Origin of the sequence: Streptomyces sp. SN-593, assembly GCF_016756395.1 — a bacterium.
Lineage (GTDB): Bacteria > Actinomycetota > Actinomycetes > Streptomycetales > Streptomycetaceae > Actinacidiphila > Actinacidiphila reveromycinica.
In genome coordinates this window covers 8,459,222-8,483,492 of record NZ_AP018365.1, presented here as the reverse complement: position 1 = coordinate 8,483,492, position 24,271 = coordinate 8,459,222, and the positions used below count along the sequence as shown (strand labels likewise).

Annotated in this window: 2 protein-coding genes; both read right to left on the bottom strand. The window is 74.4% G+C overall.

Annotated elements, in window-relative coordinates:
• Positions 1 to 29: 29 nt before the first annotated feature.
• Positions 30 to 9,968, bottom strand: coding sequence for a type I polyketide synthase (locus RVR_RS38280; protein ID WP_346731512.1), 9,939 nt, complete (start codon positions 9,966 to 9,968; stop codon positions 30 to 32).
• Positions 9,969 to 9,988: 20 nt separating this feature from the next.
• Entirely contained in the window at positions 9,989 to 24,265 is a 14,277-nt protein-coding gene (locus RVR_RS35660) for a type I polyketide synthase (RefSeq protein WP_202238180.1), read from the bottom strand.
• Positions 24,266 to 24,271 lie beyond the last annotated feature (6 nt).

Sequence of the window (24,271 nt, the reverse complement as noted above, 5' to 3'; positions counted from 1 at the left end):
TCAATCCTTTCGGAAATCTCGCCGCCGACTCAGGATCGCCCGAGTTCTTTGTGGATGAATCGGATGAGCTCGTCGTCCGTTGCGTGCTGGAGCCGTTCCTGCGCGGGTTCGTCCGCGGCGGCCGGCTGTTCGTCGTCGACGTGGTTCCACCGTGCCAGCAGGTCCTGGAGCCGCTTGGCGACCAGGTCGCGGGTGGTGGCCTCGACCGCGGTGCCGCCGGTGAGCATCGACTCGAGCCGGTCGATCTCCTCCAGCAGCCGCGGTTGCCCGTCCGCGCCCGCGAATTCCTCTTCCCATATGTACGCGGCGAGTTCCGCGGGGGTGGGGTAGTCGAACACGAGGGTCGCGGGCAGGCGCATTCCGGTCGCCGTGTTCAGCCGGTTCCGCAGTTCGACCGCGATGAGCGAATCGAATCCGAGGTCCCGGAACGGCCGGTCGGCCTCGACGGCGTCGGGCATCGGGAAGCCGAGTGCCGCGGCGGCCTCCGCGCGGACGAGGGTGACCAGAGCGTGGTCCTGTTCGGCGCGGGGCAGCCCGGCGAGCCGGCCGGCCAGCACGGAGGCGGCGCCCTGCTCGCCGGCCGCGACGGGGCCGGCCTCCTGCGCGGCGAGTGCCCGCCGCACCTCGGGGAGATCGGCGATGAGCGGGCTCGGCCGCCACACGGTGAAGGTCTGGGCGAAGCGCGCCCAGTCCAGGTCGGCGACCGTCACCGTGCCCTCGTCGCCGTCGAGCGCCTGGCCCAGGGCGTGCACGGCCAGCCGCGGGTCCATGAAGCGCAGACCGCGGCGCTCGACCTGCTCGCCGCTCTCGCCGGCGCTCATGCCCTGGCCGCCGCCCCACAGGCCCCAGGCCACGGAGGTCGCGGCGAGTCCGCGGGCCCTGCGGTGCTCGGCGAGGGCGTCGAGGTAGGCGTTGGCGGCCGCGTAGCCGGGCTGCCAGCCGCTGCCCCAGGTCGCCGAGGCCGAGGAGAACAGCACGAACGCGTCGAGGTCGAGGTCCGCGGTGACGGCGTCGAGGTGCGCGGCGCCGGACGCCTTGGCGGCCAGCACCTCGGCGAGTTCGGCCGTGGTGGTGGCGTCGACGGCCGTGGACTGCGAGGCTCCCGCGGTGTGCAGGACGGCGCTCAGCGGCGGGCCGCTGCGCCCGATCCACGAGACGAGTTCCTCGGTGTCGGCGCGGTCGGCGGCGTCCCAGGCCACGACGGTGGCCGTCGCGCCGGAGCCGGCGAGTTCCGCGGCGAGCCGGGCCACGCCCGCCGCGCCGGCGCCGGTACGGCTGGCCAGGGCGACCCGCGGCGCTTCCCGCTGCGCCGCCCAGCGGGCCAGGTGCCCGCCGATGGCGCCGGTGCCGCCGGTGATCAGCACGGTGCCGCGCGGCGTCCACGCCTGGCCGCGGGGGTGCGGACGGGACGCGCGCAGCAGCCGCCGGTTGTGGATCGCGGCGGGCCGCACGGCGACCTGGTCCTCGCCGCAGCCGGCCAGCACCAGGCACAGCCGGTGCGCGGCGCGAGCGTCGAGCGTCGCGGGCAGGTCGACCAGGCCGCCCCAGCGGTCCGGGTGCTCCAGTGCGACGGCCCGGCCCATGCCCCAGACCTGCGCCTGGACCGGGCTGGTGAGGGTCTCGCCGGTGACGGCGACCGCTCCTCCGGTCAGCACCCACAGCGGTGCGGGGACGGCGGCGTCGCCGAGTGCCTGGACGAGGGTCTGCGTGCCGACCAGGCCGGCCGCGGTCGCGGGGTAGCCGGGCAGCGGGGTCTCGTCGTAGGCGAGCAGGGACAGCACGCCGGCGAACGGTTCGTCCCGGTCACGGGACAGCTCGCCGATGCGCCCGGCAAGGGCGGCGCGGCCCGGGTCGCCCGGGCCGGCCTCCACCGTGACGACCTGCGCGCCGTGCGCGATCAGCGCGCCGAGTACCGCCTCCACCGGGGCGCCGCCCTGGGCGGGCAGTACCGCGAGCCAGGTGCCGGCGAGGGTACCGGAGCGGCCGGGGACACCGGGGTCGGCGGGGTCGGCCATCGGGTTCCAGGTGACGCGGTAGCGCCAGGAGTCGGTGACGGCGCCCTCCTGCTCGCGCCGCCGCCAGGAGGCGAGGGCGGGCAGCATGTCCCCGAGCACGTGCCGGTCCTCGACGGCCAGGGTGTCCGCGAGCGTGTCGACGTCGCCGCCTTCGACGGCGGCCCAGAACCGCGCCTCGGCGGCCGAGCCGGTGCCGTCGCCGCCCGTGCCCGCACCCTCGCGCGCCGGGCCGGCGGGCACGAAGGGCGAGGTGCCCTCCGGCCAGTAGCGCTGGTGCTGGAAGGCGTACGTCGGCAGGTCCACCCGCTCGCCCGAGCCGATCACCGCCGCCCAGTCCACCGCGACACCCCGCACCCACGCCTCGGCCATCGACGTCAACAGACGCTCCGGCCCACCCTCGTCACGCCGCAACGACCCCACCACGACCGGAGCAGCCACACCGGCGTCCTCCAACGTCGCCGTCACCGCACCGGTCAACACCGGGTGCGCCGACATCTCCACGAACACCCCGTGGCCCGCCTCGGCGAGCGTGCGCACCGCACGGTCGAACTCCACCGGCGCCCGCAGACTCTCGAACCAGTAGCCCGCACCCAGATCCGCGGCACCCAGCCACTCCCCCGACATCGCCGACAACATCGGCACCCCCGACCCGTCGACCAAAGGCGCCACCTCATCGAGTGCCCGGACGATCTCCTGCCGCAGGCCGTCCACCTGCGCGCTGTGCGAGGCGTAGTCCACCGGAAGCCGCCGCACCCGCACCCCCTCGCCCTCACACCCGGCGACCAGCTCCCCCAGCGCCTCCAGATCACCGCTCACCACGGTCGCCTCGGCACTGTTCACCACCGCCACCGACAACCGATCTCCGAACTCCGCGATCCGCTCCTTCACCTCCCCTGCGGACCGGGCGACGGACACCATGCCGCCCTTGCCCGCCAGCGCCCGCAACGCCAACGAACGCAACGCCACCACCCGCGCACCGTCCTCCACCGACAACAACCCCGCCACCACCGCCGCAGCAATCTCCCCCTGCGAATGCCCCACCACCGCATCCGGCCGTACCCCGGCCGCCTCCCACACCGCAGCCAACGACACCATCACCGCCCACAACACCGGCTGCACCACATCCACCCGCTCCAACGCCACCGCATCACCCAGCACCTCCTCCAACGACCACTCCACATAAGGCGCCAACGCCCCACCACACTCCGCGAACCGCGCCGCGAACACCGCTGAGGACATGAGCAGTTCACGCCCCATCCCCACCCACTGCGCACCCTGACCCGGAAACACGAACACCGAACGACCCACACCCACCGCCGGCACCACACCCACAGCGGTTCCCGCCGCCGGCTGTCCCGCCACCACAGCACCCAACCCGGCCAGACCACCGTCTCCCACCACCACCGCACGATGCGCGAACACCGACCGCGACACCGCCAACGACCACGCCACATCCCGCGCCGCCAACTCCGCCTTCGCCACCATCAGTTCACGCAACCGCCCCGCCTGCGCGCGCAACGCCCCCTCGGAACGCCCCGACACCACCCACGGCACCACACCCGACACCACCCCGGGAGCGGTTTCGGCCACCTCTACCCCGGCCTCCGACGGCGCCTCCTCGATGATCACATGCGCGTTCGTGCCACTGATCCCGAACGACGACACACCCGCCCGCCGGAGCCGGCCGTCGTTCGCGGACCATTCCCGCGGCTCGCTGAGCAGGCGGACGCTCCCCGCCGACCAGTCGATGTGCGGCGACGGTTCGTCCGCGTACAGCGACCGCGGCAACTCGCCGTGCCGCAGGGCCATCACCATCTTGATCACGCCCGCGACGCCCGCGGCGGCCTGCGTGTGGCCGATGTTCGACTTCACCGAGCCCAGCCACAACGGACGGCCCTCGGGACGCCCCTGGCCGTAGGCCGCCATCAGCGCCTGCGCCTCGATCGGGTCACCGAGTTCGGTGCCGGTGCCGTGGGCCTCGACCGCGTCCACGTCGGCGGCGGTCAGTCCCGCGCTAGCCAACGCGGCGCGGATGACCCGCTGTTGGGACGGGCCGTTGGGAGCGGTCAGGCCGTTGGACGCGCCGTCCTGGTTCATGGCGCTGCCGCGCACGACGGCGAGCACCGGGTGACCGTTGCGGCGCGCGTCCGACAGCCGCTCCACCACCAGCATGCCGACGCCCTCGGCCATGCCCATGCCGTCGGCGGAGGCCGAGAACGCCTTGCTGCGGCCGTCGGGCGCGAGCCCGCGCTGCCGGGAGAAGGAGACGAAGTCGCCGGGCGTGGCCATGATGGTGATGCCGCCGACCAAGGCGAGCGAGCACTCGCCGGAGCGCAGTGCCTGGCCGGCGAAGTGGAGGGCGACCAGCGAGGACGAGCACGCGGTGTCCACGGTGGCGGCGGGGCCCTCCAGCCCGAGGACGTAGGAGAGCCGACCGGACAGCACGCTGGTCGCGTTGCCCGTCATCAGGTGGCCTTCCAGCTCACCCGCGCCGTTCAGGGCCAGTTGTACGCCGTAGCCGGAGGAGTAGCCGCCGATGAACACGCCGGTGCGGCTGCCGCGCAGTGACTCCGGGTCGAGGCCGGCGCGCTCCAGGGCCTCCCAGGAGGTCTCCAGCACGAGCCGCTGCTGCGGGTCCATGGCCAGCGCCTCGCGCGGGCTGATCCCGAAGAAGCCGGCGTCGAACTCGCCCGCCTCGTAGAGGAATCCGCCCTCGCGCACGTAGGAGGTGCCCTCGCGGTCCGGGTCCGGGTCGTACAGGTCCTCGGCGTTCCAGCCGCGGTCGGCGGGGAGCGAGGAGATGCCCTCACCGCCGGAGGCGATCAGGTGCCACAGGTCGTCAGGGCTCCGGACGTCGCCGGGGTAGCGGCAGCTCATCGCCACGATCGCCAGCGGCTCGGCGGTGTCGACCGGCCCGACGGCCGTCTGCGGCAGGCCACTTGCGGCCGCGGTGCCCTGGCCGGGGGCCGCGTCGGTCGCGGCGGTGTCGCCGACCAGTTCCCTGCGCAGGTGGGCGGCGAGCACCGCGGGTGTCGGGTAGTCGAACAGCAGCGTCGCCGGCAGTTTCAGGCCGGTGAGCGCGCTGAGGCGCTGGCGGGTCTCCAGGGTGGTCAGCGAGTCGAGGCCGAGGTCGCTGAAGGCGCGTCCGGCGTCGAGCAGGTCGGGCGTGGCGTGGCCGAGGACGGCCGCGGTCTCGGCCCGGACCAGGTCGGTCATCATCCGGTCCTGGTCGGCGGCGGACAACCCGGCGAGCCTGCCGGTGAGTTCACCCTCGGCGACGACGGGACCGGCGGGGGCCGGGTCGGTGGCCGCGGCCCGGTGCTCGGTGATCTCGGGCAGGTCGCGGACGATGGAGAGCTGGTCGGCCCCGGGGTTGGCGACGAACCGCGGCCAGTCGATGTCCATCACGGCGACCGCGGCATCGGCGCTCCGGGCGCCGGTGAGGCTGCCGCCGAGGGGTTCGGCGAGGGGTGGGGTGAGCGGGTCGGCACCGCTCCCGCCGCTCGTGCCACCGCCCGTGCCGATGCCTGTGCCACCGCCCGTGCCGGCGCGGGTTGCGGCGAGCGCGCGATCGAGCGTGCCGGTCGCGAGTTCCGCGTCCATCTCCGGGAGCAGCCCGCGGCGCATCCGCTGGCGGACCGCTTCGTTGGCCTCGGCGACACCGCCGCCGGCCCACGGCCCCCACGCCACGGACAGCGCCGCGAGGCCGTGTCCGGCGCGGTGCTCGGCCAGTGCGTCCAGGTAGGCGTTGGCGGCGGCGTAGTTGCCCTGTCCGGCGCCGCCGAAGACGGCCGCCGAGGAGGAGAACAGCACGAACGCGTCCAGTGCGGCATCGGCCGTCAACTCGTGCAGGTGCCGCGCGCCGGCCGCCTTCGCCGACAGCACCGACTCCAGGCGGGTCGCGTCCAGGCTTTCCAGCAGTCCGTCGTCCAGGATGCCGGCGGTGTGCACCACCGCGGCCAGCCCGGGGCCGTCCGCACCGATCCGCGCGACGAGCCCCGCGGTCTGCTCCCGCCGTGCGACGTCGCAGGCGACGACGTCGACCTCGGTGCCGCGCTCCGCGAGCCGCGCCGCCAACCGGGCGGCGCCGTCGGCCGTCGCGCCGGACCGGCTCGCCAGCACCACACGCGGCGCGCCGCGTTCGGCCAGCCATCCCGCGACACGGGCCGCCAGCGCGCCGGTTCCGCCGGTCACCAGCGTGGTGCCGCGCGCCTGCCAGCGCTCGGCGGCGCCCTTGGACCGTGCGACCCGCACGAGCCGCCGGGCCGTCACGCCGGCGCCGCGGATCGCGACCTGGTCCTCGCGGCCGCCGGCCAGCACGCCGCACAGGCGCCGCGCGGAGCGCTCGTCCAACTCCTGCGGCAGGTCCGCCAGCCCGCCCCAGCGCTCACCGTGTTCGAGCGCCACCACCCGGCCCAGGCCCCATACGGCCGCCTGCGCGGGGTGGGCGAGCACCTCGCCGGCGCCCGCAGCGACCGCGCCGCGGGTCAGCAGCCACAGCGGCCCGGTCACGGCGGTGTCGCCCAGCGCCTGGACCAGGGCCAGCGTGGCGGCAAGCCCCGTGGGAACGCTCGGCAGGTCCGCCCGGGCGTCCTCGTCGAGCGCCAGCAGGGAGACGACGCCGACGACGGCCTCGCCCGCGACCGCCTCGGCGATCCGTACGGCCGTCGGCTCCCGGTCCGGTGTGCCCTCGACCCGGACCACCTGGGCCCCGGCGGACACCAGCGCGTCCGAGACCGCCGCGGCGTACCCGGCGCCGGTGCCGTGCTCCGGGACGACGAGCAGCCACCGGCCCGTCAGCGCCGCCGGCTCCGGATCGGCCACGGCGGCCCATGTCAGGCGGTAGCGCCATCCGTCGGTGGTCGCGCGTTCCACCTCCCGGCGGCGCCAGGCCGCCAGCGCGGGCACGACCTCGTCGAGCGAACCGCCGCCGGCGACCTCCTCGCCCAGACCGCTGAGGTCTCCGCTGTCGACCGCGGCCCAGAACTCCGCGTCCACCTCGCCACCGCCGACGACCGGGGCCGGGCCCGCCGTGGCCGCCGTCCCGGCGGCGGGCCAGAAGCGCCGGCGCTGGAAGGCGTACGTGGGAAGGTCGACGCGGGTCCCGCCGCCGACCACCTTCGCCCAGTCCACGGGCACGCCGCGGGCCCAGGCCCGGGACATCACCGACAGCACCTGCACGGCGCCGCTGGAGTCCTGGTGGGTGGTGCCGCTGATCACCGGCACCACCGCGATGCCGGTTTCCTCGAAGGTGTCCGCGACCGCGGCCTCCAGCGTCGGGTGCGGGGAGACCTCGATGAAGGTGTGGAACTCCTCCCGCGCGAGCGCCCGCACCGCGTCGGCGAACCGTACGGTCTCCCGCACGTTCGCGAACCAGTAGCCCGCGTCCACCTCCCCGCCGGACACCCAGCGCGACAGGGCCGTCGAGTACATCGGCACCCGCCCGGACGTGCCGGTCGTCCCGCCCAGTTCGGCCGCCAGCACCGCGCCCAGCGACTGCACTCCCGCGGAGTGCGCGACGAAGTCCGTCCCGGGCACCCGCCAGCGCATCACGCGGGCCTTGGCGAGTTCCGCCTCGAACTGCTCCAACGCCTCCGGCTCACCCGACACCACCACCGCCGCCGGACCATTCACCGCGGCCACCGCGAGCCGGTCGCCCCACGGCTCCATCAGCGCCCTCACCCGCGCCTCCGGCATAACCACCGACACCATGCCGCCCTGGGCGCCCAGCCCGGACAACCCGCGCGAGCGCACCACCACCACGCGCGCGCCCTGCTCCAGCGTCAGGATGCCGGCGACGGTCGCGGCAGCCACCTCGCCCTGCGAGTGGCCCACCACCGCGTCCGGGGCGACGCCGGCCGCCTCCCACAGCGCGGCCAGCGACACCATCACCGCCCACAGCGCCGGCTGGACGACCTCCGCGGTCTCCAGCCCCGGCGCGCCCTCCACGCCCAAGAGCACATCGACCAACGACCACTCCACCAACGGCGCGAGAGCCGCCGCACACTCCGCCAACCGCGCCGCGAACACCGGCGAGCAGCCCAGCAGCTCGCGTCCCATGCCCACCCACTGCGCACCCTGACCGGGGAAGACGAACACCCGCTTGCCCGCGTCGCCGACCACACCGGTGAGCACCGAAGGCACCGCTTCGCCGTCCGCCAGGGCACTGACACCCGCGCCCAGCGAGGCGGCGGGGCCGCCCCCGTCAAGCACGGCGTCGACGTCCGTGCCGCCCAGGACCACGGCGCGGTACTCGAACACCGCGCGCGTCGCCGCCAGCGACCACGCCACGTCCCGCACGTCGGGACCGGGCCGGACCGCCGCGAACTCCCGCAGCCGGCCCGCCTGCGCGGCCAGTCCGTCCGCGGCGCGCGACGACAGCACCCACGGCACGACCCCGGTCACCAGCGGGGCGGCGCGCTCGGCGGGCTCGGCGGCCGACCCGGCCTCCGACGCGCCGTCCCGCCCTCCCTGCGGGACCTCGGCAGGTGCGTCGACGGGCGACTCTGCGGGCGCGTCGGCGGGCGCACCGGCAAGCGTCCGGGCGGGGACCTCCTCGGGCGTCTCGGCCGGCGCCTCCTCAAGGATCGCGTGGACATTGGTGCCGCTCATCCCGAACGAGGACACCCCCGCCCGCCGCGGCCGCGCGTCCGCCGTCCAGGGCACCGGCTCCGTCAGCAGCCGGACGTTCCCGGCCGACCAGTCCACGTGCGGCGACGGCTCCTCGGCGTGCAGCGTGCGCGGCAGCACCCCGTGCCGCAGCGCCATCACCATCTTGATCACACCGGCCACGCCCGCGGCCGCCTGCGTGTGGCCGATGTTCGACTTCACCGAGCCCAGCCACAGCGGGTGGTCCTCGGACCGCTCCTGGCCGTAGGTCGCCAGCAGCGCCCTGGCCTCGATCGGGTCGCCGAGCTTCGTGCCGGAGCCGTGCGCCTCCACCACGTCCACGTCGTCGCCGGTCAGCTCGGCCGCGGACAGGGCCGCGCGGATCACCCGCTGCTGGGCGGCGCCGCTCGGGGCGGTCAGGCCGTTGGACGCGCCGTCCTGGTTGACCGCGCTGGCCCGCACCACCGCGAGCACGTCGTGGCCGTTGCGGCGCGCGTCCGACAACCGCTCCAGCAGCAGCACCCCGGCGCCCTCGCCCATGCCCATGCCGTCCGCGCCCGCGCCGAACGCCTTGCACCGGCCGTCCTCGGACAGCCCGCGCTGCCGGCTGGACCAGACGAACACCGCCGGCGTCGTCATCACCGTCGTGCCGCCGGCCAGCGCCAGCGAGCAGTCCCCGTTGCGCAGGGCCTGCACGGCCTGGTGCAGCGCCACCATCGAGGACGAGCACGCGGTGTCCACGGTGACCGCGGGCCCCTGGAGGCCCAGCACGTAGGAGATCCGGCCCGACATGACGCTCGCGGCCGTACCGGTCGACAGGTACCCCTCGAACTCGTCGGGCAGCAGCGGGAGTCCGGGCCCGGTGCCGTAGCCGGTGAGGGTGGCGCCCACGAAGACGCCCGTCCTGCTGCCGTGCAGCGTGGTGGGGTCGATCCCGGCCCGCTCGAAGGTCTCCCAGGCGGTCTCCAGCAGCAGCCGCTGCTGCGGGTCCATCGCCAGCGCCTCACGCGGGCTGATCCCGAAGAACCCCGGGTCGAAGTCGCCGACGTCGTGCACGAAGCCCGCCGAACGGGTGTAGGACGTGCCGAAGTGGTCGGGGTCGGGGTGGTAGAGGTCCTCGTCCCACTGCCGGTCGGCGGGGAAGTCCGAGATCGCGTCGACCCCGCCGCTCACGAGCTGCCACAGGTCCTCGGGGCTGCGCACCCCGCCCGGGAAGCGGCAGCCCATCGCCACGATGGCGATCGGCTCCCGGCTCGCGGACTCGGCGTCGTGCAGCCGCCGGCGCGTCTCGTGAAGGGTCGCCGTCACCTTCCGCAGGAAGTAGCGGAGCTTCTCGTCGCTCACGGAGGTCTCTCCTTCGTTCTTCACGAGATGCCGAACTCCTTGCCGATGAAGTGGAAGACCTCGTCATCCGTCGAGGCGGCGAGCTGGTCGGCGACCGCGTCCGCGGCGCCGCGCGCCTGCTGCCACTTCGCCGTCACGGACTCCAGGCGGGCCGCGATCCGGGCGGACTCGGCGTCCTCCGTGCCGGCGGCCGATGCCGCGAGCAGGGCCTCCAGACGGTCGATGGCCTCGTCGGCGCTCTCCGCGGAGTGCGGCGGGGCGGCGGCGGCCGCCTCCCGCTCCAGTTCCGCCCGCAGGTGCGCCCCGAGGGCGGCGGGGGTCGGGTGTTCGAAGAGGACCGTGGTCGGCAGGCTGAGACCGGTGACCGCGCTCAGCCGGTTGCGCAGTTTCACGGCGGCGATCGAGTCGAAGCCGAGGTCGCTGAACGCCCGGCCCGCCTCGATACCCCCGGACGTGTCGTGGCCGAGGATCGGCGCCGCCTCGCCGCGGACCAGGCCGGTCAGGAAGCGCTCCTGGTCGGCGCGGGACTTGCCCGCGAGCTGCCGGGCCAGGTCCTCGCCCGCCCCGCCGGCCGCCGCGTCCCGCGCGTCGCGCGCGGCCTCGGCCCGGGCTGCCGCGACGGCACGGGCGGCCTCCGGCAGCAGCGACAGCAGCGGGCTGTCCCGCCGTACGGTGAACGCGGGGGCGAACCCCGCCCAGTCCACGTCCGCGACGGTGACCGGGCCCTCGTCGCCCTCCACCACCTCGGCCAGCGCGCGGACCAGGAGGGCCGGGTCCATCATCCGCAGGCCGCGGCGCTCCAACTGCTCGGCGGCGTCCGCGTTCGTCATGCCGCCCCCGTCCCAGGGGCCCCAGGCCACGGAGGTGGCGGGCAAGCCGCGCGAGCGGCGGTCCTCGGCGAGCGCGTCGAGATACGTGTTGGCCGCGGAGTAGGCGGGCTGCCAGCCGCTGCCCCAGGTCGCCGCGATCGAGGAGAACAGCACGAACGCGTCCAGACCGGCGTCCGCCGTCAGCTCGTCGAGCAGCGCCGCACCCGCGGTCTTGGCGCGCATGACCGCGGCCAACTCCTCCACGGTGGTGTCCGCGGTCGCGGTGGTCTGGGTGATGCCCGCGGTGTGCAGGACGGCGGTCAGGGCGGGCCCGTCGGCGGGGATCCGGGCGACGAGGCCGGCGGCCTGGTCCCGGTCGGCGATGTCGGCGGAGATCACGGTGACCTGGCTGCCGCACGCGGCCAGATCCGCGGCGAGTCGCGGCAGTCCGACGGCGGCCGGGCCGCTGCGGCTGGTCAGGACGACCCGGGGCGCACCGCGCTCCGCCAGCCAACCGGCCACGTGCCCGCCGATCGCCCCCGTACCACCGGTCACCAGCACCGAACCCCGCGGCGACCACACTTCCGCCGCCATCCGGGGGCGCGGAGCCCGGGTCAGACGCCGACCCACGATCCCCGTACTGCGGATGGCGAGCTGGTCCTCGTCACCCGTGGCACCCGACAACACCGCGCACAGCCGGACCCCGGCCCGCTCGTCGAACACCTCCGGCAGATCGACCAGACCACCCCACCGCTCCGGATGCTCCAGACCGACCACCCGGCCCATCCCCCACACCTGCGCCTGCACCGGGCTCGCCAGCACCTCACCGGGCACCGCGGCCACCGCGCCCCGCGTCAGCACCCACAACGGCGCCCGGTCGACCCCGGCGTCGCCCAGCGCCTGCACCAGTAGCTGGGTCCCCGCCAGGCCGGACGCCACCTCCGGGTACGACGCCAACGGCACCTCGTCGCACGCCAGCAGCGACACGACTCCGGCCACGTCACCGTTCGCCGTCACGATGAGCCGTTCCGCCAGGCCCGTACGCTCCAGCTCGCCGGGTACGACCTCCACGGTGACCGCCTCGGCACCGCGGGCGGACAGCGCACCCTCCACCGAACCGGCGAGGTCACAGCCCTCCGGCGCCACCAGCAGCCAACGCCCGGTCAACGAACCGGCGGCGGGCTCGGCCACGGGAGCCCACGTCACCCGGTAGCGCCAGTTCTCGGTCGCCGAACGCTCCCGCTCACCCTTGCGCCACGCCGCCAGAGCCGGCACCAACTCCGCCAGACTCTCCGCGTCCTCAATCGACAGCGACTGCGCCAACGCAGCGACATCCCCGCGCTCCACCGACGCCCAGAACCGCTCCTCGACCGCGTCCGCGGCCGCGGCTCTGGACCCGCCGCCCGCCGGCTTCGCACCCGACGTCGCGATGGCGTCAGGCCAGAAGCGCTGCCGCTGGAAGGGATACGTCGGCAACTCCACCAGCTCGCCCCAGCCGACGACGGCCGCCCAGTCGACCGGAAGACCCGCCACGAACGCCCGCGCGAACGACTCCACCAGACGACGCGCACCCGCGTCCTCACGCTCCACCGTCCCCGTGACGAGGGCGAGTTCCACACCGGCTTCTTCCGCACACTCCGCCACCGGCCCGGTCAACACCGGCTGCGCCGACACCTCCACAAACGACCGGAACCCCTCACCCACCAAAGCCCCGACCGCATCCGCGAACCGCACCGTCTCCCGCACATTCGCAAACCAATACCCGGCATCCAACTCCGGCCCCTCAACCCACCCACCCCGCACCGTCGAATACATCGGCACCCGCGCCGGAGCCGGCACGATCCCGCCCAACTCCGCCCGCAGCACACCCTCCAGACCATCCGCACCCGCCGCATGCGCCACGTAATCCACCACCGGCAACCGCCACCGCAACACCCGCGCCTTCGCCAAAGCCCCCTCGAACTCCTCCACCGCCCCCGGCTCACCCGACACCACCACCGCCGCCGGACCATTCACCGCCGCCACCGCAAGCCGATCACCCCACGGCACCATCAACTCCCGCACACGAGACTCCGGCATCACCACCGACACCATCGACCCCGAAACACCCAACCCTGACAACGCACGCGACCGCGCCACCACCACCCGCGCCGCATCCCCCAACGACAACACCCCCGCCACCACCGCCGCCGCAACCTCCCCCTGCGAATGACCCACCACCGCATCCGGCACCACCCCCACCGCCTCCCACACCGCAGCCAACGCCACCAACACCCCCCACAACACCGGCTGAAACACCTCAGCCGACCCCAACGACAACCCCTCCACACCACCACCCGAACCCGCCACCACCTCCACCAACGACCACCCCACCAACGGCTCCAACACCGCACCACACTCCGCCAACCGCGCCGCAAACACCGGCGACGACCCCAACAACTCCCGCCCCATCCCCACCCACTGCGCACCCTGACCCGGAAACACAAACACCGAACGACCCGTGCCCGACGCCGACACCACACCCGACACCACACCCGCGGCCGGGATCAGTTCGCCACCCCCAGCCAACGCACCCAACCCCGCAAAACCATCCACACCACCGTCCAACACCACCGCACGATGCTCGAACACCGCACGCGACACCGCCAACGACCACCCCACACCCCGCACACCATCGGGCCCACCCAACGCCGAGCTAGCACGGACCAGTTCACGCAACCGCCCCGCCTGCGCCCGCAACCCAGCGTCCGAACGACCCGACACCACCCACGGCACCACACCCGACACCACCGGAACCACCGGAAGACCCGGAAGACCCGACTCCCCAGCCGCCTCTCCCGCCAACTCCTCGACCGGCGGCTCCCTCAAGATGACATGCGCGTTCGTCCCACTGATCCCGAACCCCGACACACCCGCCCGGCGCGGCCGCCCGTCACCCGAAGGCCACGCCACGGCCTCGTTCAGCACCCGCACGTTCCCCGCCGACCAGTCCACGTGCGGCGTCGGCTCCTCCGCGTGCAACGTCTTCGGCAACACCCCGTGCCGCAACGCCAGCACCATCTTGATCAGGCCCGCCGCACCGGCCGCCGCCTGCGGGTGGCCGATGTTCGACTTCACCGACCCCAGCCACAACGGCCGCTCCTCCGGCCGCTCCTGGCCGTAGGCCGCGATCACCGCCTGCGCCTCGATCGGGTCGCCCAGCGACGTCCCCGAACCGTGCGCCTCCACCACGTCCACATCGGCCGGACCGATCCCCGCGTTCCGCAACGCCGCCCGGATGACACGCTGCTGGGAAGGACCGTTCGGCGCCGTCAGACCGTTCGACGCGCCGTCCTGGTTCAACGCGCTGCCCTCGACCACGGCCAGCACCCGGTGGCCGTTGCGCCGCGCGTCCGAGAGCCGCTCGACCACGACCACACCTGCGCCCTCGGACATGCCCATGCCGTCGGCGCCCGCGCCGAAGGACTTGCAGCGGCCGTCCGGGGACTCGCCCTGCTGCCGCTCCCGGGTGAAGCCGAACCAGACAGGGCTGGCGAACACCGAGACCCCGGCGACCAGGGCCATCGAGCACTCGCCGTCCCGCAGCGCCTTGCCGGCCGTGTGCAGCGCGACCAGCGTCGAGGAGCAGGCCGTGTCGACGGTGAGCGAGGGCCCCTCGAATCCGAAGGTGAAGGAAAGCCGACCGGACAACACGCTGGTGGCGTTGCCGCTCACCATGTTGCCCTGGAGCCCCTTGTCGGCCAGCCCCTCGACACCGGCGTCGAGCGCGTCCTGGAGGCCGGTGCCGTAGCCGGAGAAGTAGCCGCCGACGAAGACGCCCGTGCGCGAGCCGCGCAGCGAACGCGGGTCGATGCCGGCGCGTTCCAGGCTCTCCCAGGCCACTTCGAGGAGCACCCGCTGCTGCGGGTCCATGGCCAGCGCCTCACGCGGGCTGATCCCGAAGAAGCCGGGGTCGAAGTCGGTGGCTTCGTAGAGGAACCCGCCCTCGCGGACGTAGCCGGCCTCCGGCTCGGGCCCGTCGAGCTTGGCCAGGTCCCAGCCGCGGTCCTGGGGCAGCCCGGCGATCGCGTCCGTCCCGGACGCGAGCAGGTTCCACAGCCCTTCGGGGTCGCGGACGCCGCCGGGGAAGCGGCAGCCCATCCCGACGATGACGATCGGGTCCTGATCGGCCCCCTGACCGGGCGGCGGCACGGGGCCCGCGGGGGCCGTGTCCGACCCCGCAGGGGTGTCGTCGCCGACCAGGCGGGCGCGCAGGAAGGCGCCGATCGCCGCCGGGGTCGGGTAGTCGAACACGAGCGTGGCCGGGAGCTTCAGCGCGGTCAACCGGTCGAGCCGGCGCCGCAGTTCGAGACCGGTCAGCGAGTCGATGCCGAGATCGCCGAACGCGCGGTCCCCGGCGACGGTGTCGGCCGTGGGATGGCCGAGGACCGCGGCCGCCTCCGCCCGTACGAGGTCGGTGAGCGTACGCAGTTGGTCGGCCCGTCCCAGGCCGGCCACCGTACGCGCCAACTGTCCGCCCGCGACACCGGCGGTGGCGGCGGCCGTACGCGCCGACGCCGCGACCTCCGGCAGGTCGGCCACCGCGCGCACGGCCGTCGCGTCGAACTGCGACCAGTCGACGTCCATCACGGCGAGCGTGGGCGCGTTCTCCACCAGGGCCTGGCCGAGCGCCTGGAGGGCCAGTGCCGGGTCCATCTCCGGCAGCGGGCCGCGGCTCAGCCGCCGGCGGACCGCCTCGCTCGCCTGCGCCATGCCGCCCGCCGCCCACGGGCCCCACGCGACGGACAGCCCGGCCAGGCCGCGGGCCCGCCGCGCCTGGGCCAGCGCGTCCAAGTAGGCGTTGGCTGCACCGTAGTTGCCCTGTCCGGCGCCGCCGAGGGTCGCCGCGGCCGACGAGAACAACACGAACGCGTCCAGCTCCCGACCCGCCGTCACCTCGTCCAACACCGCCGCACCCGTCGCCTTCGCCCCCAACACCGACGACAGACTCCCCACACCCATCCCCGCCAGCAGACCGTCATCCACCACACCCGCCGTATGCATCACCGCCGACAGCCCCACACCACCCCCATCCACCCACTCCACCAACCCCGCCACCTGCTCCCGCACCGCCACATCACACACCACCACATCCACCGCAGCACCCCCACCAGCCACCCGCGCCGCCAACCCCGCCACACCCGCAGCCGACGCACCCGAACGACTCGCCAACACCACCCGCGACGCACCCCGCCCCACCAACCACCCCGCCAGACGACCCGCAATCGCCCCACTCCCACCCGTCACCAACACCGCACCCCGCGGCGACCACCCCTCCCCCACCGAACCAGCCAACCCCGCCCGCGAAAGCCGCCGGGCGAAGGCGCCCGCACCGCGGATCGCCACCTCGTTCTCACCGTTGCCCGCCAGCACCCCGGCGAGCCGTACGCCCGCACGCTCGTCGAGCACGGGCGGCAGGTCGACCAGGCCGCCCCAGCGCTCCTGGAACTCCAGTGCCGCGACCCGGCCGAGGCCCCACACCTGCGCCTGTGCCGGGTTGCCCACCTCCTCGCCGATGCCGGTCGCGACCGCGCCCTGCGTGACGAGCCACAGCGGGGCCTCGTCCAGACCGGCGTCCCCGAGGGCCTGGAGGAGGCTCAAGGTGCCGGCCAGCCCCGCCGACACGCCGGGCCGGCCGGGCACCTCGGCACCGTCGAGCGCCAGCAGGGACACGACGCCCGCGAACCCGCCGTGCGTCGCGACCAGTTCACCGAGCCGCGTCGCCATCGCCCCGCGGTCGCACCCGCCCTCGACCACGACGACACGGCCGCCGCCCGCACCGAGCACCGCCGCCACCGCGTCGGCCTGCCCGTGCGCGCCGTCCGGCCCGGACGGCGTGACGAGCAGCCACGATCCCGTGGGCCGCGCGCCGGCCGCCGGCTCCGCCACGCCGGTCCAGGTCTCCCGGTAGCGCCACCGGTCCGTGACCGCGCGGTTCCGCTCCCGCCCGTGCCACGCCGCCAGCGCGGGAACGAGGCCGCTCAACCCCTCCGCCTCGCCGTCCAGGGCGAGCGTCTCGGCGACCGTGGAAAGGTCGCCGCCCTCGACCGCCGCCCAGAACCTGCGCTCCGCACTCGTCGCGGCGCCGTCGTCATCGCCCCCGGCCACACCCGTCACGACGGTCGGCCAGAACCACGCGTGCTGGAAGGCGTACGTCGGCAGGTCCACCCGCTCGCCCGAACCGATCAGCGCCGCCCAGTCCACGGACACCCCCCGCACCCACGCCTGCGCCAGCCCGTCCACGAACGCCCCCGCGGCGTCATGCCCCGGCCGCTGCAACGACACGAACTCGGCCTCGGGCGCGTTGGGCGCCCCGAGGAGCGAGAGAGTGCCGTCGGGTCCGATCTCCAGGAAGACGCCCACGTCGAGGCCGGCCATGGCCGTCACGGCGTCGGCGTACCGCACAGCCCCCCGCGCCTGCTCGGCCCAGTACGAGCCGTCACAGGACTCCACGACCGCACCCGTGGACGTACTCACCCACGGCACCTCAGCCGGCGCATACGCCAGCCCGCCCGCGATCCGAGCCAGTTCGTCCAGCACCGGGTCCATCCGATGCGAATGGAACGCATGGCTCACCCGCAACGAACGCACCCGCACCCCGCGCTCGGCGAACACCGCAGCCACCGCGTCCACGGCGTCCTGCTCACCCGACACCACCACCGCGGCCGGGCCGTTGACCGCAGCGATCCCGACATCCGCACGCTCACCGATCACCTCGATCGCGTCCGCCTCGGACACGGCGATCGACGCCATCGCGCCGCCCTCCGGCAGCGCCTGCATCACCCGACCACGCCCCGCCACGAGCGCACACGCATCCTCCAGCGACAGCACACCCGCCACATACGCAGCCGCCACCTCACCCACGGAATGCCCCGCCACCACAGCCGGCCGCACCCCACACGCCGCCAAAACCTCCACCAGACCGACCTGAAGCGCGAACAACCCCGCCTGCGCGAACACCGTCAAATCCGCCCGGGCATCACCCTCGACACCGTCAAGGACAACCTCACGCAACGGCACATCAAGGTGGGACCCAAGCAGCCCGCACACCCGGTCGAACACCGCCGCGAACACCGGAGACGCCGCATACAACCCCGCCGCCATCCCCGCCCGCTGCGACCCCTGACCCGCGAACACGAACCCCACCCGCGCCCCACCCCGCGCGACACCGCTCACCACACCCGGAACCGCCGCACCCTCCGCGACCGCGGACAACCCCTCCACGTGGTCGCCCGTCACCACCGCGCGGTGCTCGAACACCGACCGCGACGACGCCAACGACCACCCCACATCCACCGGGTCCATGTCCGGGCGCGCCAGCACCAGTTCACGCAACCGCGCCGCCTGCCCGCGCAGCGCCCCCTCCGAACGCCCCGACACCACCCACGGCACCACGCCCCCGACGACCCCGGGCACCGTCACACCAACCGGAGAAGCCTCCTCCTCGACCGGCGCCTCCTCCAGGATCACGTGCGCGTTCGTCCCGCTGATCCCGAACGAGGACACACCCGCGCGCCGCACCCGCCCACCGGTCGCGGGCCATGCCCGTGCCTCCTGGAGCAGGCGGACGTTCCCCGCCGTCCAGTCGATGTGCGGCGACGGCTCGTCGGCGTGCAGCGTCCGCGGCAGCTCCTGCCGCTCCATCGCCAGCACCATCTTGATCACGCCGGCCACGCCCGCCGCCCACTGCGCGTGCCCGATGTTCGACTTGACCGATCCCAGCCACAGCGGCCGGTCCTCCGGCCGGCCCTGGCCGTAGGTCGCCATGAGCGCCTGCGCCTCGATCGGGTCGCCGAGAGGCGTGCCGGTGCCGTGCGCCTCGACCGCGTCCACGTCGGCGGACGTCAGCTCGGCGCTGGCCAGCGCGGCGCGGATGACCCGCTGTTGGGACGGACCGTTCGGCGCGGTCAGGCCGTTCGACGCACCGTCCTGGTTCACCGCGCTGCCCCGCACCAGCGCGAGGACCCGGTGCCCGTTGCGCCGCGCGTCCGACAGCCGCTCCACGAGGAGGACGCCGACGCCCTCGGCCATGCCCATGCCGTCGGCCGCGGCCGAGAACGCCTTGCTGCGGCCGTCAGGGGCGAGGCCGCGCTGCCGGGAGAACCAGACGAACCACTCCGGCGTCGGCATCACGGTCACGCCGCCGGCCAGGGCGAGGTCGCACTCACCGCTGCGCAGGGCCTGCGCGGCCAGGTGCAGCGCGACCAGCGAGGAGGAGCAGGCGGTGTCCACGGTCATCGCGGGGCCTTCGAGGCCGAGCAGGTAGGACAGCCGCCCGGTGAGGATGCTCGCCGCGGTGCCGGTGGAGCGGTGCCCCTCCAACTCGTCGGGCAGCGCGGCGCCGTAACTGGTCGTCGTGCCGCCGACGAACACGCCGGTCCTGCTGCCGCGCAGCGCGGACTGGTCGATGCCGGCGCGCTCGAACGCCTCCCACGAGGTCTCCAGCAGCAGCCGCTGCTGGGGGTCCATGGCCAGCGCCTCACGCGGGCTGATCCCGAAGAAGTCGGCGTCGAACTCCCCAGCCCGCTGGACGAATCCGCCACCGCGCGTGTAGTGCGTGCCGATCCGGTCCGGGTCGGGGTCGAACAGCGCGGTCGCGTCCCAGCCGCGGTCGGTGGGGAACGCGGAGGTGGCGTCGGTGCCGCCCGCCACCAGGTCCCACAGGTCCTCGGGGGCGCGCACCCCGCCGGGCAGGCGGCAGCCCATCGCGACGATGGCGATCGGCTCGTCGGCGTACGGCCCGGGTCCGCCCGCGTGCCGTCCCGCGGCGGACGTACCGGGCGCCGGCGCCTCCGGGTCCGTGAGGGCGCCGAGCAGGTTCTCGCGCAGGAGGGCGGCGACGTCCGCCACCGTCGGATGGTCGAAGAGCAGCGTGGCGGGCAGCGCCAGGCCGGTGGCGGCGGCGACGCGATTGCGCAGCTCCAGCGCCATCAGCGAGTCGAAGCCCATCTCGCTGAAGGCGCGGCGGGTGTCCACGTCGGACGGCTCGGTCATCCGCAGCACGCCCGCGGTCTCGACGCGCACCACGTCCAGCAGGGCCAGGTCCTGCTCGGCGCGCTGGAGGCCGGCGAGCCGGCGGGCGAGGGCGGTCCCGGCGCCGGGCGCCGTGGCGCCGCCGTCGGCCTCCTGTCCGGCGGTCCCGTCGTCGAGCGCCCGTACGACCTCGGGCAGTCCCGCGAGCAGCCGGCTGGGGCGGCGCAGGGTGAACACGGGCGCGAAGGTCGCCCAGTCCACGTCGGCGACGGTGAGCTGCACGTCGTCGGCGCCGACGGACTTCCCGAGGGTGCGGACCAGCGGCCCGGGGGGCATCCTCCGCACACCGCGCCGCAGCACGTAGTCCTCACCGTCGCCGGAGCCCATGCCGCCGACGCCCCACAGGCCCCAGGCCACGGAGGTCGCGGGCAGGCCGCGGGAGCGGCGGTTCTCGGCGAGCGCGTCCAGGTAGGCGTTGGCCGCGGCGTAGGCGGGCTGGGTGCCGGAGCCCCAGGTCGCGGCGATGGAGGAGAAGAGCACGAACGCGTCGAGGTCGCGGTCGGCGGTCAGCTCGTCGAGCAGCGCGGCGCCGCGGGCCTTGGCGTCCAGGACGCGGGACAGTTCGTCCAGCGTGGTGTCGGCGACGGCGGTCTCTTGCACGAGGCCGGCGGTGTGCAGGACGGCACTCAGCCGCGGGCCGGTACCGTCCACCCGGTCCAGGACGGCGGCCAGGCCGGCGCGGTGCGCGACGTCGCAGGCGAGGACCTCGACGTCGGCGCCGCCGTCGGCGAGGCGGGCGGCAAGGGCGGCGGCGTCGGTGGCCGACGGGCCGGAGCGGCTGGTCAGGACGAGGCGGGCGGCACCGTGCTCGGCCAGCCAGTCGGCGACGTGTCCGGCGATCGCGCCGGTGCCGCCGGTGACCAGGACCGTGTCGCGCGGGGTCCAGGGGGCCGCCGAGGCGTCGCGGGGGCCGGCGTGTGCCAGGCGGCGGGCGAGGACGGAGTCGGCGCGGACGGCGAGCTGGTCCTCCTCGCCGGCTCCGTTGAGGACCGCGCGGAGCCGGCCGGCGGCGGGTGCGTCGAGGGTGGGGGGCAGGTCGACCAGGCCGCCCCAGCGGTCCGGGTGCTCCAGCGCCACGACCCGGCCCATGCCCCACACCTGCGCCTGGAGCGGGCTGCCGAGCACGTCGTCGGGACCGGTGGCGACCGCACCGGAGGTCAGCAGCCACAGCGGCGCGTCGACCTCCGCGTCGCCGAGGGCCTGGACCAGCGTCTGCGTGGCCGCCACTCCGGCCGGTACGGCGGGGAGCGCCGTCAGCGGCGCGTCGTCCCAGGCGAGCGTCGAGACGACGCCTGCGATCCCGGGGCCGTCCGTGGCCGCCGCGATCCTCGCGGCGAAGGCGGCCCGGTCGAGGTCCGCGTGCTCGACGCGGAGCGTCAGGACCTCGGCGCCGCCGTCGGCCAGCGCACGCACGCACGCGTCGGTACGGTCACGGTCGCCGCCCGCCGCCGGGGCCACGACGAGCCAGGTGCCGGTGAGGGTGGCGGGGCCGGCAGCGAGGTCGGGGAGGTCGGTCCACGTGGTGGTGTACCGCCAGCCTTCGGCGTCCCGGGTACCGGTGACGTCACGGCTGCCGCGGATGGTGCCCTCGGGCCAGAAGCGCTGCCGCTGGAACGCATACGTCGGCAACTCCACCAGCTCGCCACCACCGACCACGGCCGCCCAGTCCACCGGAAGACCCGCCACGAACGCCCGCGCGAACGACTCCACCAAACGACGCGCACCCGCGTCCTCACGCTCCACCGTCCCCGTGACGAGGGCGAGTTCCACGCCGGCCTCGTCCGCACACTCCGCCACCGCCCCCGTCAACACCGGCTGCGCCGACACCTCCACGAACGACCGGAAACCCTCACCCAGCAACACCCCCACCGCGTCCGCGAACCGCACCGTCTCCCGCACATTCGCAAACCAGTAACCCGCATCCAACTCCTCACCGGAGACCCACCGCGACAACGTCGACGAATACATCGGCACCCGCGCCGGAGCCGGCACGATCCCCCCCAACTCCGCCCGCAGCACACCCTCCAAACCATCCGCACCCGCCGCATGCGCCACGTAATCCACCACCGGCAACCGCCACCGCAACACCCGCGCCCTCGCCAACACCCCCTCAAACTCCTCCACCGCCCCCGGCTCACCCGACACCACCACCGCCGCCGGACCATTCACCGCCGCCACCGACAACCGCTCACCCCACGGCACCATCAACTCCCGCACACGAGACTCCGGCATCACCACCGACACCATCGACCCCGACACACCAAGACCCGACAACGCACGCGACCGCGCCACCACCACCCGCGCCGCATCCCCAAGAGACAACACACCCGCCACCACCGCCGCCGCAACCTCCCCCTGCGAATGACCCACCACCGCATCCGGCACCACCCCCACCGCCTCCCACACCGCAGCCAACGCCACCAACACCCCCCACAACACCGGCTGAAACACCTCAGCCGACCCCAACGACAACCCCTCCACACCACCACCCGAACCCGAACCAGAACCCGCCACCACATCCACCAACGACCACCCCACCAACGGCTCCAACACCGCCCCACACTCCGCCAACCGCGCCGCAAACACCGGCGACGACCCCAACAACTCCCGCCCCATCCCCACCCACTGCGCACCCTGACCCGGAAACACAAACACCGAACGACCGGTACCCACCGCAGACACCACACCCGACACCACACCCGCGGCCGGGATCAGTTCGCCACCCCCAGCCAACGCACCCAACCCCGCAAAACCGTCCACACCACCGTCCAAGACCACCGCACGATGCTCGAACACCGCACGCGACACCGCCAACGACCACCCCACATCCCGCGCACCATCCGACCCACCCAACTCCGGCCGCGCGACCAACGCCTCCCGCAACCGCCCCGCCTGCCCCCGCAACCCCGCGGCCGAACGACCCGACACCACCCACGGCACCGGGGCCGGGTCGAGCACCGCCGGCCGCGTCTCCGCCTGGGGCGCGTCGCCCTCCTCCACCTCCTGCTCGACTTCCGCGGGTGCCTCGGCGGGCGGATCCGAGAGGATGACGTGCGCGTTCGTCCCGCTGATCCCGAACCCCGACACGCCGGCCCGGCGCGGGCGTTCGACGTCCGCGGGCCAGGCGACCGCCTCGTTCAGCAGGCGCACGTCGCCGATGGACCAGTCGACGTGCGGAGTGGGTGTCCCGGCGTGCAGCGTCTTCGGCAGCATGCCGTGCCGCAGCGCCTGCACCATCTTGATGATGCCCGCGGCGCCGGACGCCGCTTGGGCGTGTCCGATGTTCGACTTCACCGAGCCGAGCCACAACGGCCGGTCCCCGGTGCGCTGCTGACCGTAGGTCTCCAGGAGTGCCTGCGCCTCGATGGGGTCGCCCAGCGACGTCCCCGAACCGTGCGCCTCCACCACGTCCACATCGGCCGGACCGATTCCCGCGTTCCGCAGCGCCGCCCGGATGACACGCTGCTGGGAGGGGCCGTTCGGCGCCGTCAGACCGTTGGACGCGCCGTCCTGGTTGACCGCGCTGCCCTCGACCACGGCCAGCACCCGGTGGCCGTTGTGCCGTGCGTCCGACAGGCGTTCGAGGACGATCATGCCGGCGCCCTCGGCCCAGCCGGAGCCGTCGGCGTCCGCGCCGAAGGACTTGCAGCGGCCGTCCACGGACATGCCGCGCTGGCGGGAGAAGCCGACGAACACCGTGGGCTTGACCATGATCGACACGCCGCCGGCCAGCGCGAGTGAGCACTCGCCGGCGCGCAGCGACCGGCAGGCGAGGTGGAGCGAGACCAGCGCGGACGAGCAGGCGGTGTCCACGGTGACGGCGGGGCCCTCGAAGCCGAGGGTGAAGGCCACCCGGCCGGACAGCACGCTGGTCGCGGTGCCGGTGATGAGGTGGCCCTCGGTGCTCGCGTCCTGCTCGGGGAGGCCGGAGCCGTAGCCGGAGGAGAAGGCGCCGGCGAAGACCCCGGCGCGCGTGCCGCGCAGCGAGGTCGGCTCGATCCCGGCCCGTTCGAGTGCTTCCCAGGCGACTTCGAGCAGCAGCCGCTGCTGCGGGTCCATAGCCAGCGCCTCGCGCGGGCTGATCCCGAAGAAGCCGGAATCGAAATCGGCGGCGCCCTCGATGAATCCGCCGTGGCGGCTGTAGGTGGTGCCGGGATGGTCCGGATCGGGGTGGTAGAGCGATTCGGCGTCCCAGCCGCGGTCGGTGGGAAATCCCCCGACGGCGTCGGTTTCCTGTTCGACCAGCCGCCAGAGGTCCTCCGGCCCGCGGACGCCGCCGGGATACCGGCAGCCCATTCCCACGATGGCTATGGGTTCCTGGTTCCGCTGCTCCATCTCGCGGATCCGCTGGCGCGCCTTCTGGAGATTTGCCGTGACGAGTCTGAGGTAATCACGGAGTTTTGCTTCGGTAGCCATGTGTCG

What these genes read in the sequence shown, in the direction of transcription:
- RVR_RS35660 (WP_202238180.1), bottom strand. Translation starts at nt 24,265, where the DNA reads ATGGCTACCGAAGCAAAACTCCGTGATTACCTCAGACTCGTCACGGCA.